General features: G+C 39.2%; 32 protein-coding genes. 4 read left to right on the forward strand and 28 right to left on the reverse strand.

The window, feature by feature from the left end; all coding sequences use genetic code 11:
* Nucleotides 1-304 precede the first annotated feature (304 nt).
* From fabI to A9G23_RS05645, 4 genes are all read left to right on the forward strand, one after another.
* Nucleotides 305-1,093: an enoyl-ACP reductase FabI gene (fabI, locus tag A9G23_RS05630; protein WP_065586680.1), complete on the forward strand. Its 789-nt coding sequence runs from the start codon at nucleotides 305-307 to the stop codon at nucleotides 1,091-1,093.
* Nucleotides 1,094-1,295: 202 nt separating this feature from the next.
* A complete protein-coding gene (gene slyD / locus A9G23_RS05635; protein ID WP_065586681.1) occupies nucleotides 1,296-1,853 on the forward strand; it encodes a peptidylprolyl isomerase in 558 nt (185 codons plus the stop codon).
* 170 nt (nucleotides 1,854-2,023) lie between these two features.
* On the forward strand, nucleotides 2,024-2,695 hold the full coding sequence (gene radC / locus A9G23_RS05640; RefSeq protein ID WP_065586682.1) for a RadC family protein: 672 nt from the start codon (nucleotides 2,024-2,026) through the stop codon (nucleotides 2,693-2,695).
* A 56-nt stretch (nucleotides 2,696-2,751) separates the two neighbouring features.
* Complete coding sequence (locus A9G23_RS05645; RefSeq protein WP_065586683.1) at nucleotides 2,752-2,955, forward strand: SlyX family protein; 204 nt, start codon at nucleotides 2,752-2,754, stop codon at nucleotides 2,953-2,955.
* A 173-nt stretch (nucleotides 2,956-3,128) separates the two neighbouring features.
* On the opposite strand, the gene rplQ is transcribed toward A9G23_RS05645, so the two are convergent.
* The 28 genes from rplQ to rpsJ form a co-directional block, all read right to left on the reverse strand.
* Nucleotides 3,129-3,518 carry a 50S ribosomal protein L17 gene (gene rplQ / locus A9G23_RS05650; protein ID WP_065586684.1) on the reverse strand — a complete coding sequence of 130 codons (390 nt, stop codon included), beginning with the start codon at nucleotides 3,516-3,518 and terminating at the stop codon, nucleotides 3,129-3,131.
* 29 nt (nucleotides 3,519-3,547) lie between these two features.
* Nucleotides 3,548-4,537 carry a DNA-directed RNA polymerase subunit alpha gene (locus A9G23_RS05655; RefSeq protein WP_065586685.1) on the reverse strand — a complete coding sequence of 330 codons (990 nt, stop codon included), beginning with the start codon at nucleotides 4,535-4,537 and terminating at the stop codon, nucleotides 3,548-3,550.
* 25 nt (nucleotides 4,538-4,562) lie between these two features.
* Nucleotides 4,563-5,183: a 30S ribosomal protein S4 gene (gene rpsD / locus A9G23_RS05660; protein ID WP_065567150.1), complete on the reverse strand. Its 621-nt coding sequence runs from the start codon at nucleotides 5,181-5,183 to the stop codon at nucleotides 4,563-4,565.
* 40 nt (nucleotides 5,184-5,223) lie between these two features.
* A complete protein-coding gene (gene rpsK / locus A9G23_RS05665) occupies nucleotides 5,224-5,613 on the reverse strand; it encodes a 30S ribosomal protein S11 (protein ID WP_025314405.1) in 390 nt (129 codons plus the stop codon).
* A 15-nt stretch (nucleotides 5,614-5,628) separates the two neighbouring features.
* The gene (gene rpsM, locus A9G23_RS05670; protein WP_065586686.1) at nucleotides 5,629-5,985 is read right to left on the reverse strand and encodes a 30S ribosomal protein S13; all 357 of its coding nucleotides are present in this window, start codon (nucleotides 5,983-5,985) and stop codon (nucleotides 5,629-5,631) included.
* Between the two features lie 169 nt (nucleotides 5,986-6,154).
* Nucleotides 6,155-6,268 carry a 50S ribosomal protein L36 gene (rpmJ, locus tag A9G23_RS05675; protein WP_025314403.1) on the reverse strand — a complete coding sequence of 38 codons (114 nt, stop codon included), beginning with the start codon at nucleotides 6,266-6,268 and terminating at the stop codon, nucleotides 6,155-6,157.
* Nucleotides 6,269-6,294: 26 nt separating this feature from the next.
* Nucleotides 6,295-7,635 (reverse strand): preprotein translocase subunit SecY, encoded by a 1,341-nt coding sequence (secY, locus tag A9G23_RS05680; protein WP_065586687.1) that lies wholly within the window; start codon nucleotides 7,633-7,635, stop codon nucleotides 6,295-6,297.
* A gap of 8 nt (nucleotides 7,636-7,643) precedes the next feature.
* On the reverse strand, nucleotides 7,644-8,078 hold the full coding sequence (gene rplO, locus A9G23_RS05685; RefSeq protein ID WP_065586688.1) for a 50S ribosomal protein L15: 435 nt from the start codon (nucleotides 8,076-8,078) through the stop codon (nucleotides 7,644-7,646).
* A gap of 5 nt (nucleotides 8,079-8,083) precedes the next feature.
* Nucleotides 8,084-8,263: a 50S ribosomal protein L30 gene (gene rpmD / locus A9G23_RS05690; RefSeq protein ID WP_025314400.1), complete on the reverse strand. Its 180-nt coding sequence runs from the start codon at nucleotides 8,261-8,263 to the stop codon at nucleotides 8,084-8,086.
* Nucleotides 8,264-8,269: 6 nt separating this feature from the next.
* On the reverse strand, nucleotides 8,270-8,770 hold the full coding sequence (gene rpsE, locus A9G23_RS05695) for a 30S ribosomal protein S5 (protein WP_065586689.1): 501 nt from the start codon (nucleotides 8,768-8,770) through the stop codon (nucleotides 8,270-8,272).
* Nucleotides 8,771-8,784: 14 nt separating this feature from the next.
* Complete coding sequence (rplR, locus tag A9G23_RS05700) at nucleotides 8,785-9,138, reverse strand: 50S ribosomal protein L18 (protein ID WP_025314398.1); 354 nt, start codon at nucleotides 9,136-9,138, stop codon at nucleotides 8,785-8,787.
* A gap of 9 nt (nucleotides 9,139-9,147) precedes the next feature.
* On the reverse strand, nucleotides 9,148-9,681 hold the full coding sequence (gene rplF, locus A9G23_RS05705) for a 50S ribosomal protein L6 (protein WP_065586690.1): 534 nt from the start codon (nucleotides 9,679-9,681) through the stop codon (nucleotides 9,148-9,150).
* Nucleotides 9,682-9,692: 11 nt separating this feature from the next.
* Nucleotides 9,693-10,085: a 30S ribosomal protein S8 gene (gene rpsH / locus A9G23_RS05710; protein ID WP_065567155.1), complete on the reverse strand. Its 393-nt coding sequence runs from the start codon at nucleotides 10,083-10,085 to the stop codon at nucleotides 9,693-9,695.
* A 17-nt stretch (nucleotides 10,086-10,102) separates the two neighbouring features.
* Nucleotides 10,103-10,408, reverse strand: a complete 306-nt coding sequence (rpsN, locus tag A9G23_RS05715; protein WP_025314395.1) for a 30S ribosomal protein S14 — start codon at nucleotides 10,406-10,408, stop codon at nucleotides 10,103-10,105.
* 11 nt (nucleotides 10,409-10,419) lie between these two features.
* A complete protein-coding gene (gene rplE, locus A9G23_RS05720) occupies nucleotides 10,420-10,959 on the reverse strand; it encodes a 50S ribosomal protein L5 (RefSeq protein WP_065586691.1) in 540 nt (179 codons plus the stop codon).
* A 21-nt stretch (nucleotides 10,960-10,980) separates the two neighbouring features.
* Complete coding sequence (rplX, locus tag A9G23_RS05725) at nucleotides 10,981-11,295, reverse strand: 50S ribosomal protein L24 (RefSeq protein WP_065586692.1); 315 nt, start codon at nucleotides 11,293-11,295, stop codon at nucleotides 10,981-10,983.
* A 10-nt stretch (nucleotides 11,296-11,305) separates the two neighbouring features.
* Entirely contained in the window at nucleotides 11,306-11,677 is a 372-nt protein-coding gene (gene rplN / locus A9G23_RS05730; protein ID WP_025314392.1) for a 50S ribosomal protein L14, read from the reverse strand.
* A 195-nt stretch (nucleotides 11,678-11,872) separates the two neighbouring features.
* The gene (gene rpsQ, locus A9G23_RS05735; protein WP_065586693.1) at nucleotides 11,873-12,133 is read right to left on the reverse strand and encodes a 30S ribosomal protein S17; all 261 of its coding nucleotides are present in this window, start codon (nucleotides 12,131-12,133) and stop codon (nucleotides 11,873-11,875) included.
* Between the two features lies 1 nt (nucleotide 12,134).
* Complete coding sequence (rpmC, locus tag A9G23_RS05740; RefSeq protein WP_034902373.1) at nucleotides 12,135-12,326, reverse strand: 50S ribosomal protein L29; 192 nt, start codon at nucleotides 12,324-12,326, stop codon at nucleotides 12,135-12,137.
* Nucleotides 12,327-12,737 (reverse strand): 50S ribosomal protein L16, encoded by a 411-nt coding sequence (gene rplP, locus A9G23_RS05745; protein WP_065586694.1) that lies wholly within the window; start codon nucleotides 12,735-12,737, stop codon nucleotides 12,327-12,329. It lies immediately after the preceding gene.
* A gap of 12 nt (nucleotides 12,738-12,749) precedes the next feature.
* Nucleotides 12,750-13,487, reverse strand: coding sequence for a 30S ribosomal protein S3 (gene rpsC / locus A9G23_RS05750; RefSeq protein ID WP_025314388.1), 738 nt, complete (start codon nucleotides 13,485-13,487; stop codon nucleotides 12,750-12,752).
* 14 nt (nucleotides 13,488-13,501) lie between these two features.
* On the reverse strand, nucleotides 13,502-13,834 hold the full coding sequence (gene rplV / locus A9G23_RS05755; protein WP_034947997.1) for a 50S ribosomal protein L22: 333 nt from the start codon (nucleotides 13,832-13,834) through the stop codon (nucleotides 13,502-13,504).
* 13 nt (nucleotides 13,835-13,847) lie between these two features.
* On the reverse strand, nucleotides 13,848-14,126 hold the full coding sequence (gene rpsS, locus A9G23_RS05760; protein WP_024496505.1) for a 30S ribosomal protein S19: 279 nt from the start codon (nucleotides 14,124-14,126) through the stop codon (nucleotides 13,848-13,850).
* A gap of 19 nt (nucleotides 14,127-14,145) precedes the next feature.
* Nucleotides 14,146-14,970, reverse strand: a complete 825-nt coding sequence (rplB, locus tag A9G23_RS05765; protein WP_065586695.1) for a 50S ribosomal protein L2 — start codon at nucleotides 14,968-14,970, stop codon at nucleotides 14,146-14,148.
* 18 nt (nucleotides 14,971-14,988) lie between these two features.
* The gene (gene rplW / locus A9G23_RS05770; protein WP_034885052.1) at nucleotides 14,989-15,291 is read right to left on the reverse strand and encodes a 50S ribosomal protein L23; all 303 of its coding nucleotides are present in this window, start codon (nucleotides 15,289-15,291) and stop codon (nucleotides 14,989-14,991) included.
* The gene (gene rplD / locus A9G23_RS05775; RefSeq protein WP_065586696.1) at nucleotides 15,288-15,890 is read right to left on the reverse strand and encodes a 50S ribosomal protein L4; all 603 of its coding nucleotides are present in this window, start codon (nucleotides 15,888-15,890) and stop codon (nucleotides 15,288-15,290) included. Before rplD ends, rplW begins: the two co-directional genes overlap by 4 nt.
* A 16-nt stretch (nucleotides 15,891-15,906) precedes the next feature.
* Nucleotides 15,907-16,533, reverse strand: a complete 627-nt coding sequence (gene rplC, locus A9G23_RS05780) for a 50S ribosomal protein L3 (RefSeq protein WP_065586697.1) — start codon at nucleotides 16,531-16,533, stop codon at nucleotides 15,907-15,909.
* 31 nt (nucleotides 16,534-16,564) lie between these two features.
* Nucleotides 16,565-16,876 carry a 30S ribosomal protein S10 gene (gene rpsJ, locus A9G23_RS05785; protein WP_006120582.1) on the reverse strand — a complete coding sequence of 104 codons (312 nt, stop codon included), beginning with the start codon at nucleotides 16,874-16,876 and terminating at the stop codon, nucleotides 16,565-16,567.
* Nucleotides 16,877-17,068: the final 192 nt, after the last annotated feature.

The raw sequence follows: 17,068 nt of genomic DNA on the forward strand, positions 1-17,068 counted from the left end.
TTCTTTAATAATTATCGTTTTCTGGCTCAGAATATAGCTAATTACAAGTTAATTAGCTTTTAGTAGCTAGTAGCTTAAATAAATGAGTAATGTTTTATAATTAACTGATTTTTTCAAAAGGATATCATCCTTAATATCAATTAATAATTGACTGTTATAGTCAATTATTAAGCACATAATCAGCTAGTAGTAACACAAGATAAAATAACTAAGAGTGCAAAACAGAAATTTATGGTAGCGAAGTTGGCTTGATCAACATATAATCATACTAGACTATATAGTGAAAACATTAGAGGAATAATTTATGGGATTTTTAACAGGCAAACGTATACTCGTTACGGGTGTTGCAAGTAACCGTTCTATTGCTTATGGTATTGCACAATCTATGCATCGTGAAGGTGCAGAATTAGCTTTTACTTACCAAAGCGATAAATTAAAAAATCGTGTTGAGGAGTTTGCCGCAGATTTTGGCTCTAAAATCGTTTTACCTTGTGATGTGGCTCATGATGAAAGCATCACCGAACTATTTACTGAACTGGCAAAAACTTGGGATAAATTCGACGGATTTGTTCATGCAATTGCTTTCGCCCCAGGCGATCAATTAGATGGTGATTATGTCAATGCTGTAACTCGTGAAGGGTTTTCAATTGCTCATGATATTAGCTCTTACAGTTTTGTTGCCATGGCTAAAGCATGCCGTTCAATGTTAAATCCAAGTTCAGCATTAGTTACGCTTTCTTACTTAGGCGCTGAACGTGCCATCCCTAACTACAATGTAATGGGATTAGCCAAAGCCTCCTTAGAAGCAAATGTGCGTTATATGGCAAATGCTATGGGTCCTGAAGGTGTACGCGTTAACGCAATCTCAGCAGGTCCTATCCGTACTCTTGCTGCCTCAGGTATTAAAGATTTCAAAAAAATGTTATCTCACTGCGAATCAGTAACTCCAATACGCCGCACTGTCACAATTGAAGATGTAGGGAATTCAGCTGCATTTTTATGTTCAAATTTAGCATCTGGTATTACTGGTGAAGTAATTCACGTTGATGGTGGTTTTAGCATCGCTGCAATGAATGAGTTAGAACTAAAATAGATCCCCCCATTGTATTAAAAAGGCGCTAAACCATACGTGTTTGCGCCTTTTTTAATTATATTTAATAACAAATTACTATCTTAGTTTTTTATATTATTCTTTTTGTAAGTTTTGAACAAAGACATAAAATTTAGAATACATATACCCTTTTTTCCGTTAAAATCTAGCGTAATTTGCTCAATAAAAGTTTGTTGGAGAAAAAATGAAAATAGCAAAAAATACAGTGGTCAGTTTAGCATATCAAGTTCGCACTAAAGATGGTGTTCTAGTTGACGAAGCAACTAAGGCGGCGCCACTAGAATATTTACAAGGTGCTGGAAACTTGTTACAAGATCTTGAAAACGCATTAGAAGGTCATCAAGTTGGCGATAAATTTGACGTTGAGCTAATTAATGCTTACGGAGATTTTAATGATGCTCTTGTACAAAATGTTCCTCGTGACGTTTTTGTCGGCGTAGATGAACTTGAGGTTGGTATGCGATTTTTTGCTGATACTGAGCATGGCTCTTTACCGGTTGAAATCACCTCTATCGACGGAGATACCATAACTATTGATGGAAACCATATGTTAGCAGGGCAAGACTTGCAATTCAACGTCGAAGTATTAGCTATTCGTGAAGCAACTGAGGAAGAAATTGCACACGGTCATATTCATGGTAAACATGATCATGGCGGTTGTGGGTGTAGTGGACATTCTCATGAAGATGAAGAAAATACAGGTTGCTGTGGCGGTAATCATGGAGGCTGCGGTTGTCACTAACCTACCGATTAAAATCAAATAAAAATCGCTACATAGCGCTTTTTATTTGATTTTTATTTCATATGGCTTAATAAGTTGTGAAATAACTCCCAATATTTTACATTATCATTTTACCTTGCTAATTATTCCTTTAATAATCTCTATTTTACAATTATTGGAATCTAGCAATTATGCCGTCAAAATCAGTTGCATTAATGCCACGTGAGAAGCTTTTAAAATTTGGCGTTGAGACACTCAGTGATGCAGAATTACTGGCTCTTTTTTTGCGTACTGGCACTCGAAATTTGCCCGTTTTAGAACTATCACAAAAGTTGTTAAATGAGTTTGGCTCCTTTTACCACCTAATGAATGCAAGCCACACTGAATTTTGTCAAAAGCAAGGATTGGGCACAGCTAAATACACACAATTAAAAGCAGTTATCGAGCTTTCACATAGATATTTAAAATTAAAAATGAGTAATGAAGGTTCGCTTACGTCGCCTGCACTAACGCTTCACTATTTATCTAGTCTATTAGCAAATAAAGATCGAGAAATTTTTATGGTTATTTTCTTAGATAATCAAAATCGAGTCATTACTTCTGAAGAAATGTTTGTAGGTACTTATAACTGTGTAGAAGTACATCCAAGAGAGGTCGCTCGTCGAGCATTACAGGTTAATGCAGCGTTTTTAATTTTAGCGCATAATCATCCTTCTGGTTTAGCAGAACCAAGCCAAGCTGATAGACGCCTTACTCAACGATTAGAGAAAGTTTGCGAATTAATCGATATTCGTATTATCGATCATATTGTAATTGGTAAAGGTGAATATGTTTCTTTTGCTGAACGTGGATGGATTTCATAACTATTTTTACTTACAATGTAGCTTATTATCTACTAACTAATGCGTGAATCTATTTTATGAATCAACAGCTGGAATTACTGGAAACTAAAGTGGCTTTTCAAGAAGTTACCATTGAAGAATTAAATCAAATGGTGGCACATCTTCAGGAAGATATAAGTAAATTAAAAGAACAATTAACTTTATTGTCCCAAAAACTACAAGCAACTCAATCATCAAATATTGCTAGTTTATCTGAAGAAACACCTCCCCCTCATTATTAATTATAGAGTAAATAACCATATATTTATATCATTTATCTATCTAATCGATAATATCTTGACATCATTAAGTTAATAGCCAAACTTAAATGAGGTTAGCAATTTATGAATCAAGATATCGTTTTGATAAATAAAAAACCGGCTTATAGCCGGTTTTAGTACACAATGATTTACTATTATTCAGCTGTTGCTTCTGCTTCTTCTACTGCAGGACGATCAACTAATTCGATATAAGCCATTGGAGCATTATCCCCATCACGGAAACCACATTTTAAAATACGTACATAACCGCCAGGACGGGTAGCAAAACGTGGACCTAAATCTGAAAATAATTTTTTAACTGTATCTTTATCACGGATACGAGCAAAAGCCAGACGGCGATTAGCTACGCTATCGCTTTTGGCTAGCGTAATTAACGGTTCAACAACACGACGCAACTCTTTTGCTTTAGGCAATGTAGTTTTGATGATTTCATGTTCAACAAGTGAACTAGTCATGTTACGAAACATTGCTTGACGATGGCTGCTATTTCGGTTCAGTTGACGACCACTTTTACGATGGCGCATAACTTTATCCTTCTTATATAAATTTTATTTTAGTCTTCAACAATACTTGCTGGTGGCCAGTTCTCAAGACGCATGCCTAAAGATAAACCACGAGATGCGAGTACGTCCTTAATTTCAGTAAGTGATTTCTTACCAAGATTAGGGGTTTTAAGTAACTCAACTTCAGTACGTTGTACTAAATCACCAATATAATGAACTGCTTCTGCTTTTAAGCAATTAGCAGACCGAACAGTTAATTCCAAATCATCTACTGGACGTAAAAGAATTGGATCAAATTCCGGTTTATCTTCTTTTACTTCTGGTTGACGTACGTCACGTAAATCAACGAAAGCTTCAAGTTGTTCAGCCAAAATAGTTGATGCACGACGAATAGATTCCTCTGGATCGATAGTACCATTAGTTTCCATATCGATGACAAGTTTATCTAAATCCGTACGTTGTTCCACACGAGCAGCATCAACTGAATATGCAATGCGCTCTACAGGGCTATAACATGCGTCAACTAATAGACGACCGATTGGTCGTTCTTCATCTTCTGACTTAACTCGAGCAGAAGCAGGGACATAACCACGTCCTCGTTGTACACGAATACGCATACTAATTGAAGCATTGGCATCAGTAAGGTGACAAATTACTAAATCAGGATTAACAATTTCAACATCACCATCATGAATGATATCAGATGCAGTTACTGCACCAATGCCTGATTTATTTAAAGTCAGCATAACATCATCTTTCGTATGTACGCGTACTGCTAATTTTTTTAAATTAAGCAAAATATCAAGTACATCTTCTTGAACGCCTTCTTTAGTACTGTACTCATGCAGAACACCGTCAATTTCAACTTCGGTTACTGCATATCCCGGCATAGATGATAATAAAATGCGGCGTAGTGCATTACCTAAAGTATGGCCAAAACCACGTTCTAGTGGCTCTAAAGTCACTTTAGCATGTGTTTGGCTGTATTGAACAACATCAACTAGGTGAGGTTTTAAAAACTCTGTTACAGAACCCTGCATTATGTCCTCTCTTAAGTGCTAAACTTTACTTAGAGTAAAGTTCGACGATCAAATGTTCGTTGATATCAGCAGATAAATCTGAACGTTCTGGTAAGCGTTTAAATACACCTTCCATCTTGCTAGCATCAACTTCTAACCATGTTGGTTTTTCACGTTGTTCAGCTAGCTCTAAAGCAGCTTTAATACGTGCTTGTTTTTTTGATTTTTCGCGAACACTAATCACATCTTCAGGTGAAACTTGATAAGATGCAATATTCACAACGCGACCATTAACAAGAACAGCTTTATGACTAACTAACTGACGAGCTTCAGCGCGTGTCGCACCAAATCCCATGCGATAAACAACGTTATCTAAGCGACGTTCTAAAAGCCCAAGTAAGTTTTCACCTGTATTGCCTTTAATACGCGCAGCGCTTTTATAATAATTACGGAATTGACGTTCTAAAATTCCATAAATACGTCTAACTTTTTGTTTTTCACGTAACTGAACACCATAATCTGATAAACGCGGTTTACGCGCACCATGTTGTCCAGGAGCTTGTTCTAATTTACATTTACTATCAACCGCTCGGACACCAGACTTAAGGAATAAATCTGTACCTTCACGACGACTTAATTTGAGTTTTGGTCCCAAATATCTTGCCATTTTATTTCTCCAATAATCCTAAACATTCAATGTTTAAAAATTAAACACGACGTTTTTTTGGTGGACGACAACCGTTATGAGGAATCGGAGTAACATCAGTAATGTTAGTGATGCGATAACCCGCTGCATTTAATGCACGAATTGTTGACTCACGACCAGGACCAGGTCCTTTAACCATAACTTCTAGATTCTTAATTCCGTAATCTTTGACAGCTTCAGCACAACGTTCTGCGGCCACTTGAGCTGCAAAAGGTGTTGATTTACGAGAGCCACGGAAACCAGAACCACCAGCGGTTGCCCAACCTAACGCATTACCTTGACGATCGGTAATAGTTACGATTGTATTGTTAAATGATGCATGAATATGAGCTATACCATCAGAAACTTGCTTTTTTACACGTTTACGTGTACGAACAGGTGTCTTTGCCATTTAATTATACCTCAATTATTTCTTGATTGGCTTACGCGGTCCCTTACGGGTACGAGCGTTAGTCTTTGTGCGTTGACCACGGACAGGAAGTCCACGACGGTGACGCATGCCACGATAACAACCAAGGTCTAATAAACGCTTGATACTCATAGTTACTTCACGACGTAAATCACCTTCAACAGTGAATTTAGCGACTTGTTCACGTAACTTTTCAATCTGATCTTCAGATAGTTCTCTGATCTTAACATGTTCAGGAATACCCGCTTCAGCACAAATTGTCTTAGCGCGAGTACTTCCAATACCATAAATTGCCTGTAAAGCAATTACAGCATGTTGTTGATCAGGAATGTTAATGCCTGCTATACGGGCCACTATGCACTCCTTTATTGTTAATGTTTAGCGAATTCACCATACTGAAAAGCCCGTTTTCAGGATACTCAAATAGTGAATTCACAACTAAATCTAAGCTGGTCATTCTAGCCAGCTTTACTATACTTTGGCAAGAAAAATATGCAAAAGCTCAACTTTCTAGTTAAATCAATTAACCTTGACGTTGTTTGTGCTTACCTTCAACGCAAATAACACGAACAATGCCATTACGTTTAATGATTTTACAATTTCTGCATAATTTCTTGACTGAAGCACGAACTTTCATTTTTTTCTCCGTAACTTCTGGCTAACTTATCGGCCATAGCCTTTAAGGTTCGCTTTCTTTAACACTGACTCATAACGATTTGGCATCATTAAAGTCTGTACTTGTGCCATAAAATCCATGATTACAACAACAACAATTAATAAAGATGTTCCACCAAATTGGACAGGAACTTTCATTGCGCTTGTCATAAACATTGGAACCAAACATACAAAAGTAATGTAGATTGCGCCAATTAGCGTTAAACGAGTCATCACTTTGTCAATATACTTAGATGTTTGTTCTCCTGGACGGATACCTGGAATAAATGCGCCAGATTTTTTAAGCTGATCTGCTGTTTCCCTTGGGTTGAAAACCAACGCTGTATAAAAGAAACAAAAGAAGATAATCGCTGCCGCAAAAAAGATTATATATAATGGTTGATCGTGAGAAAAATATTGTCCAATAAGTACAATAATGTATCTCCACCCTTCACCATCTCCTTGAAACCAAGAAGCCATCATCGACGGTAACATAACAATTGTTGAGGCAAATATTGCAGGAATAACACCTGCCATATTAATCTTTAATGGTAAATGTGTACTTTGCGCAGCGTAAATGCGACGCCCTTGTTGTCGTTGCGCATAGTTAACAACAATTCTTCGTTGCCCACCCTCAACAAATACAACAAAATAAGTTACGCCAACCACTAATGCAGCAACAACTAATAATAAAATCGGATGCAATGAACCAGAACGAGCTTGTTCAATCGTTTCATAAATAGCATGTGGAAGACTCGCCACGATACCAGCAAAGATAATGATTGAAATACCATTACCTACACCTCGCTCGGTGATTTGTTCTCCCAACCACATAAGAAACATAGTGCCAGTAACTAAGCTAACCGATGCGATAAAATAGAAAGAAAATCCTGGATTAATCACAACATGACCATAACCAGGAATGTTTGGTAAACCAGTTGCAATACCAACAGCCTGTACTATTGCTAAAGCTAATGTGCCATAACGAGTGTACTGACTAATCTTTTTACGACCGGACTCACCTTCTTTCTTCAATTCTGCTAACTTAGGGCTAATTGCTGTTAATAACTGTACAATAATTGATGCAGAAATATAAGGCATTATCCCTAATGCAAAAATTGAAGCACGGCTTAAAGCACCACCAGAGAACATATTGAACATACCCACAATACCATTTGACGATGCTTGTGTTAGTAAGTCCGATAACGCTTTAGTATCAATACCAGGAACGGGAATGTAAGAACCAAGACGAAAAACAATAAGCGCTAAAAGCACAAACATTAAGCGTCTTTTAAGCTCACCACTACCGCCTCGTGTACTTTGAAAATCTAATCCTGGTCGCTTTGCCATCTTTCTACTTATTCCTCAATTTTTCCGCCAGCAGCTTCAATTGCAGCTTTCGCACCTTTAGTTACACGAATACCACGAACAGTTACTGGTTTCGTTACTTCACCAGATAACATAATTTTTGCATATTCAATTTGTGAATTGATCACATTTGCAACTTTTAAGCTATTTAGGTCAACAATATCACCTTCGACTTTCATTAAATCTGAAAGACGAACTTGAGCTGTAACTTGAGCTTTACGTGAGGTAAAGCCAAATTTTGGTAAACGACGATATAAAGGCATCTGACCACCTTCAAAGCCACGACGAACGCCACCACCTGAACGAGATTTTTGACCTTTAACACCACGAGTACCAGTTTTACCTAGCCCAGAACCGATTCCTCGACCTAGACGCTTTGGTGCATGCTTTGAACCTTCAGCAGGAGATAAAGTATTTAAACGCATTACTATTACTCCTCTACTTTAACCATGTAATAAACTTGGTTCACCATACCGCGAATTGCAGGAGTATCCTCACGTTCAACAGTATGACCAATACGACGTAATCCTAGACCAACTAACGTCGCTTTATGCTTCGGTAGACGACCAATTGAACTACGGGTTTGTGTAATTTTAATTGTTTTTGCCATGGTTAATTACCCCAAAATTTCTTCGACGGTTTTACCACGTTTAGCAGCAACCATTTCTGGTGATTTCATATTCCCTAAGCCATCTATAGTTGCACGAACCACATTAATTGGGTTAGTAGAACCATATGCTTTAGCTAGAACGTTACGAACTCCTGCAACTTCTAAAACGGCACGCATTGCACCACCGGCGATAATACCAGTACCTTCTGATGCTGGCTGCATATAAACACGAGAACCTGTGTGAGCACCTTTAACTGGATGCTGTAAAGTATCGTTATTTAAAGCAACATTGATCATATTGCGACGTGCTTTTTCCATTGCTTTTTGAATTGCTGCTGGCACTTCACGTGCTTTACCATACCCAAAACCTACGCGGCCATTACCGTCACCAACAACTGTTAGTGCAGAAAAACTAAAAATACGGCCACCTTTTACGGTTTTAGAAACTCGGTTAACTGCGATTAGTTTTTCCTGCAGTTCACCAGCTTGTTTTTCGATGTTTGACATCTTTAACTCCTACCTTAGAACTGTAGGCCAGCTTCGCGAGCAGCATCTGCTAGCGCCTGAACTCGACCATGATATTGGAAACCTGAACGATCAAATGAAACTTCTTTGATATCTTTCGCTAATGCACGTTCAGCAATTGCTTTACCAACCGCCGCTGCTGCATCTTTGTTTCCTGTGTATTTTAAACTTTCACTGATAGCTTTTTCTAATGTAGAAGCAGCTGCCAGTACTTCTGATCCGTTTGGTGCGATAATCTGCGCATAAATATGACGCGGAGTGCGATGAACCACCAAGCGAGTTGCAAGTAGTTCATGCATCTTGCGACGCGCTTTAGTTGCACGACGGATACGAGCTGATTTCTTATCCATAGTGTTACCTTACTTTTTCTTAGCTTCTTTAGTACGCACAACTTCATCTGCGTAACGAACACCTTTACCTTTATAAGGCTCAGGACGACGATAAGCACGGATATCAGCAGCCACTTGTCCAATTAACTGTTTATCAGCACTTTTTAGTACTATCTCAGTTTGAGAAGGACACTCAGCTGTTACACCTGCAGGTAATTGATGTTCAATTGGATGTGAATATCCAAGTGATAAACCAATTGCATTACCTTTAACTTGTGCACGATAACCGACACCAACTAGCTGAAGTTTTTTAGTAAAACCTTCAGTAACACCAATAACCATTGCATTAATCAATGCACGAGCTGTACCTGCTTGAGCCCAAGCATCAGTAAAACCATCACGAGGAGCAAATTTAATTTGACCTTCTTCTTGATTAATCACAACAGCATTATTTATTGTGCGAGATAACTCGCCATTTTTACCTTTAATCGTAATTACCTGACCATTGAGTTTTACCTCTACGCCAGCAGGAATAACGACAGGTGCTTTTGCAACACGAGACATTTTTTTCTCCCTTACGCTACGTAGCAGATAATTTCACCACCAAGACCTGCTTGGCGTGCTGCACGATCAGTCATAACACCTTTAGAAGTAGAAACAACTGCGATACCTAATCCAGCCATAACTTTTGGCAATTCATCTTTACGTTTATAAATACGTAAACCTGGACGGCTAACTCGTTTGATACTTTCTACAACAGCTTTACCTTGGAAATATTTTAAAGTAATTTCCAACTCTGGCTTAGTGTCACCAACTACTTTATAGTCCCCAATATAACCTTCTTCTTTTAGCACGTTGGCAATTGCCACTTTCAGCTTAGAGGAAGGCATGGTGACTGCAACTTTATTCGCAGATTGACCGTTACGAATACGGGTCAACATATCTGCTATAGGATCTTGCATGCTCATCTATAACACTCCCCTGATTACCAACTTGCCTTTTTAAGACCAGGAATCTCACCACGCATGGCTGACTCACGAACCTTAATACGACTTAAACCAAACTTACGAAGGACGCCATGAGGACGACCAGTTTGACGACAACGACGACGTTGACGTGATGGACTAGAATCACGAGGAAGCGTTTGCAATTTAAGCACTGCGTTCCAACGATCTTCATCTGATGCATTAAGATCAGAGATAATCGCTTTTAATTCTTGACGCTTTGCAAAATATTTTTCTGCTAGCTTTACGCGTTTTTTATCGCGTTCAATCATTGATTGTTTAGCCATTATGCCCTACCTTACTTACGAAATGGGAAGTTAAAGGCAGATAATAAAGCTCGGCCTTCTTCATCTGATTGTGCAGTAGTGGTAATAGTAATATCTAAACCACGAACACGATCAACTTTGTCATAATCGATTTCAGGGAAAACGATTTGCTCACGAACACCCATGCTATAGTTACCACGACCATCAAAAGATTTTGCGCTTAAACCACGGAAATCTCGAGTACGAGGAAGAGCAATATAAACTAGACGTTCGAAAAATTCCCACATACGTTCGCCACGTAAAGTGACTTTACAACCAATAGGATACCCTTGGCGGATTTTAAAACCAGCAACTGACTTACGTGCTTTAGTGACTAGTGGTTTTTGACCACTGATTGCAGCTAAATCTGCAACCGCATTATCTAATAATTTCTTATCAGTAATTGCTTCACCTACACCCATATTCAAGGTGATCTTTTCGATCCGAGGGACTTGCATGACAGATTTGTAGGCAAACTGTTCTTGCAGTTTATTTACTACCTGTGCTTTGTAGTAATCATGCAGTTTCGCCATCGTACACTCCAAATTACTTAATTAATTGATTAATTCATTAGTAGACTTATAAAAACGGACTTTCTTACCGTCTTCAATACGGAAGCCTACGCGATCTGCTTTGCCTGTAGCGGGGTTGAAAATTGCTACATTAGAAACATTGATAGCTGCTTCTTTTTCAACAATTCCACCTTCTTGATTTAATGCTGGTACTGGTTTTTGGTGTTTTTTCACCAAGTTAATACCTTCGATAATCACTTTGCCTGTAGACAAAACACTTTTAACTTTACCGCGTTTCCCTTTATCTTTACCGGTTAACACGATAACTTCATCTTCTCGACGGATTTTCGCTGCCATTACCCGCTCCTTACAGTACTTCTGGTGCTAATGAAATGATCTTCATAAACTTCTCAGAACGAAGTTCACGAGTGACCGGTCCAAAAATACGCGTACCAATCGGTTGCTCACTGTTATTATTTAAAATAACACAAGCATTGCGATCGAAACGAATGACAGATCCATCAGGGCGACGAACACCTTTTCTAGTGCGTACAACAACAGCTTTAAGCACATCACCTTTTTTAACTTTACCACGAGGAATTGCTTCTTTAATGGTAACTTTGATGATATCCCCTACTGCTGCATAACGACGGTGCGATCCACCGAGAACCTTGATACACATTACGCTACGTGCGCCAGAGTTATCGGCAACATCTAGCCTAGTCTGTTCTTGGATCATTTTAATGCTCCGTATAAATAAATTATTGTCTAATCTACCTTCATCCACCTCAACTACCATGGATAAGAATAGACAACCAAAAACCCACTTACGTGAGTGATGCATAGTATATCACCACTCAAATAAAATGGATAGCATAAAATAAACGGCCGCTGAGCCGTTTATTATATTATGTCCAGTTTTTAATCAAAAAGATTAAACAACTGCTTTTTCAACGATTCGAACAAGAGTCCAAGATTTGGTTTTTGATAATGGACGGCACTCTTTAATTTCTACAGTATCGCCAATACCACACTCGTTGTTTTCATCATGTACATGCAATTTAGTCGTACGTTTAATGAACTTACCATATAACGGATGCTTCACTTTACGTTCAATAGCTACAGTAATAGATTTATCCATTTTGTCGCTAATAACACGACCTTGCTGAGTACGAATTTTTACTTCAGTAGTCATATTACGCACCCGCCTTCTCAGTTAATAACGTTTTAACACGTGCAATATTACGACGCACTTGTTTTAACATATGAGTCTGTGTCAACTGACCTCCAGCTAATTGCATACGTAAGTTAAATTGCTCACGTAATAAATTAAGAAGTTCAGTATTTAACTCTTCAACGCTTTTTTCGCGTAGCTCTTTTGCTTTCATTTACATCACCGTCTTAATCACAAAGGTGGTTTTAATTGGCAGTTTTGCAGCTGCCAACGCAAATGCTTCACGAGCAACTTCTTCCGGTACACCGTCCATTTCATAAAGGACTTTACCTGGTTGAATCTGAGCAACCCAGTATTCAACGTTACCCTTACCTTTACCCATACGCACTGCAAGTGGTTTTTCGGTAATTGGTTTATCAGGGAAAACTCGAATCCAGATTTTACCTTGACGCTTAACTGCACGAGTCATTGCACGACGTGCTGCTTCGATCTGGCGCGCAGTCAAACGACCACGACCTACAGCCTTAAGACCGAATGTACCGAAACTGACTTCAGTACTTACAGCTAGACCACGATTGCGGCCCTTGTGCACTTTACGGAATTTTGTACGCTTTGGTTGTAACATCAGCGACGCTCCTTATTGTTTTCGGCCTTTTCGCTGCTTTTTCGGTTGAGCAGCAGGTTGTTTTTCTGCTTGTTCAACGGCAGCCATACCACCAAGGATCTCACCTTTGAAGATCCACACTTTAACACCAATAATACCATAGGTAGTTAATGCTTCAGACAAACCATAGTCAATGTCAGCCCGTAATGTATGTAAAGGTACACGACCTTCACGATACCATTCACTACGAGCAATTTCAGCGCCACCTAAACGACCACTTACTTCAACTTTGATCCCCTTAGCACCCGCCTTCATTGCATTTTGAACCGCGCGTTTCATAGCACGACGGAACATAACACGGCGTTCTAACTGAGAAGTAATGCTATCAGCTACTAATTTAGCATCAAGTTCTGGCTTACGAACTTCAGCAATATTAATTTGTACTGCAACATCACGTTTTTCTCTTTTGTCTTTATATTTATTGACAATAGAAGCTACGGCATTACGTAATTTTTCAACGTCCTCGCCTTTTTTACCAATCACAATACCTGGACGAGCAGTGTGAATAGTAATACGAACGTTAGTTTCTGCTGAACGATCGATCACAATCTTAGAGATTGACGCTTGCGCTAATTCTTTGTTCAAGAATTCACGCACTCTAAAATCACTTTCTAAATTATCAGCGAATGTCTTTGTACCCGAATACCATGTAGATGTCCAAGGCTTGACAATGCCTAATCGGATACCATTTGGATTTACTTTTTGACCCATTGCTATTCTCCAGCCTAGCGATCTGAAACGATCACGGTGATGTGACTCGTACGCTTCAAAATTCGATCTGCACGACCTTTCGCACGAGGCATAATACGCTTCATGGTTGGGCCTTCATCTACGAAAATTTTCGCAACTTTTAGATCATCAATATCAGCACCATCGTTATGCTCTGCATTAGCAATAGCAGACTCTAATACTTTTTTAACAAGTACAGCCGCTTTTTTATTGGTGTATGTTAAAATATCTAGTGCCTGAGACACATTCTTACCGCGAACAAGATCTGCAACTAAGCGAACTTTTTGTGCAGAAGAACGAGCGTGGCGGTACTTTGCAATTGTTTCCATCTCTTTCTCCTACTTATTTCTTCTTAGCTTTCTTATCAGCCGCATGGCCGCGATAAGTACGAGTCGGCGCGAATTCACCCAATTTATGCCCAACCATTTCGTCGGAAACATAAACTGGAACGTGCTGACGACCATTATGGACAGCGATGGTCAAACCGATCATGTTAGGAAAGATCGTTGAACGACGGGACCAAGTACGAATTGGTTTCTTGTCCCCGCTTTCCACCGCTTTCTCTACCTTCTTCAGCAAGTGTAGGTCAATAAAAGGACCCTTCTTGAGAGAACGTGGCATAGCTAATCCTCTATATTAATTATTTCTTATTGCGACGGCGAACAATATACTTATCAGTACGTTTGTTGCTACGCGTTTTCAATCCTTTGGCTTTTTGACCCCATGGAGACACAGGATGTTTACCAAAGTTACGACCTTCACCACCACCATGTGGATGGTCTACCGGGTTCATTGCTGTACCACGAACAGTAGGACGAACACCGCGCCAACGCGCTGCACCCGCTTTACCTAATACGCGAAGCATATGCTCTGAATTACCAACTTCACCAACTGTGGCACGACAATCAGATAATACTTTACGCATTTCACCTGAACGTAGACGTAATGTTACATAAGCACCATCACGCGCAACAATTTGAACATAACTACCAGCAGAGCGAGCAAGTTGTCCGCCTTTACCTGGTTTCATTTCAATATTATGCACGGTAGAACCGACTGGGATGTTACGCATTGGTAAACAGTTACCTGTTTTAATTGATGCATCAACACCAGATTGGATCTGATCACCTGCTTTTAAGCCTTTAGGCGCTAAAATATAACGACGTTCACCGTCTTTATATAAAACCAATGCAATATTTGCACTACGGTTTGGATCATATTCCAAACGTTCAACAACTGCTGGAATACCATCTTTATTACGCTTAAAGTCGACAATACGATAATGTTGTTTATGACCACCACCAATATGACGGGTAGTGATACGACCATTATTATTGCGACCACCAGTTTTGCTTTTTGAATCAAGCAACGGTGCATAAGGCTTACCTTTATGCAACTCTGGGTTAACCACTTTAACAACGTGGCGACGACCCGGAGATGTAGGTTTACACTTAACAACTGCCATTGTTCTTACTCCTCCGAATTACTCAGCGACGCCAGCAAGGTCTAAATTTTGACCTTCTGCTAAAGTAACGTAAGCTTTTTTCCAGTCGCTACGGCGACCGATTTGTTGACCACGACGTTTAACTTTACCTTTAACAACAAGGGTATTAACGTCATCTACTTTAACTTCAAATAGTTGTTCAACTGCGGCTTTTATCTCTCTCTTAGTAGCATCTTTAGCAACTTTCAATACTAATGTATTTGTTTTTTCCATTGAAATAGATGCTTTTTCAGAAACATGTGGTGCTCGCAGGACTTTAAGCAGACGCTCTTCACGAATCATGCTAACATCTCCTCTACTTGTTTAACAGCATCAACAGTGATAACCACTTTGTCAAATGCGATCAAACTAACTGGATCAATACCTGCCACATCACGCACATCAACTTTATGCAAGTTACGTGCTGCTAAGAAAAGATTTTCATCAACTTCAGAAGCGATAATAAGAACATCATTAAGGTTCATATCATTTAATTTCTGAGTTAATAATTTAGTCTTAGGTGCTTCAACAGTAAATGTTTCAACCACAACTAAACGTTCTTGACGCACTAATTCAGAGAAAATACTCTTTAATGCACCACGATACATTTTACGGTTAACTTTTTGGCTATGATCTTGTGGTTTTGCTGCAAATGTTACACCACCGCTACGCCAAATTGGGCTCTTAACAGAACCTGCACGAGCACGACCTGTGCCTTTTTGACGCCATGGTTTTTTACCTGAACCAGCGATTTCTGCACGAGTTTTTTGGGCGCGAGAGCCTTGACGAGCAGCAGATGCATAAGCAACAACTACTTGGTGAACTAACGCTTCATTAAACTCACGTCCGAAGGTAGTTTCGGAAACAGAAAGCGCTTGCGCGTCTTTTACTACTAATTCCATCTCTATCTCCTCGACGTTAAGCCTTGATTGCCGGTTTAACAATTACGTCACTATTGATTGCGCCAGGAACTGCACCTTTAATTAATAAAAGATTACGTTCAGCATCAACACGCACAATATCTAAATTCTGAACAGTTACACGTTCATTACCTAGGTGACCTGCCATTTTACGACCTTTAAACACTTTACCCGGAGTTTGGTTTTGACCGATAGAGCCATGACCACGGTGTGCCAAAGAGTTACCATGAGTTGCATCTTGAGTACGGAAATTCCAACGCTTCGTTACGCCAGCAAAACCTTTACCTTTAGATGTCCCAGTAACATCAACTTTTTTAACGTCTGTGAAAATATCAACGTTAATATTTTGACCTACAGTAAATTCGCCTTCTTCAAAACGGAATTCCCATAGACCACGACCAGCTTCAACGCCAGCCTTAGCGAAATGACCTGCTTCAGGTTTGTTTACGCGACTTGCTTTTTTACTGCCAGTAGTAACCTGAATAGCTTGATAACCATCATTCTCAAGCGTTTTTACTTGAGTAATGCGGTTGCTTTGAACTTCTACTACGGTGACAGGAATAGAAACACCTTCTTCGGTGAAGATACGTGTCATTCCCACTTTACGACCGATTAAACCAATCATTGTTTCGACCTCTCAATCATTCAGCTTAGGATTAACCTAAACTGATCTGCACATCAACACCGGCAGCAAGATCTAGACGCATTAAAGCATCAACTGTTTTTTCAGTTGGCTCAACGATATCAACTAGACGTTTATGAGTGCGAATCTCGTATTGATCACGTGCATCTTTATTAACGTGCGGAGAAATCAATACAGTAAAACGCTCTTTGCGTGTCGGTAATGGAATAGGACCACGAACTTGCGCACCAGTGCGCTTCGCAGTTTCTACAATTTCAGCAGTTGATTGATCAATCAAACGATGATCAAACGCTTTTAACCGGATACGGATTCTTTGGTTCGACATGAGACCAGAGCTCCATTATTTAAAAGTTATAACAAAAGACTACTCCTCTTGCCCTGTTTCGATTGACAGGAGAGTGTAATCCGTTCTTTTTCGTAACCCCCAAATCGGGAATATTGTTGATATAACTAGCTATTTTCTACATAACGGTTATATCTTTTTATCTTTTGCTTATATAAATGCAATAAACAAAGT

This window comes from Gilliamella sp. App4-10 (genome assembly GCF_001690495.1).
Lineage (GTDB): Bacteria > Pseudomonadota > Gammaproteobacteria > Enterobacterales > Orbaceae > Gilliamella > Gilliamella apicola_G.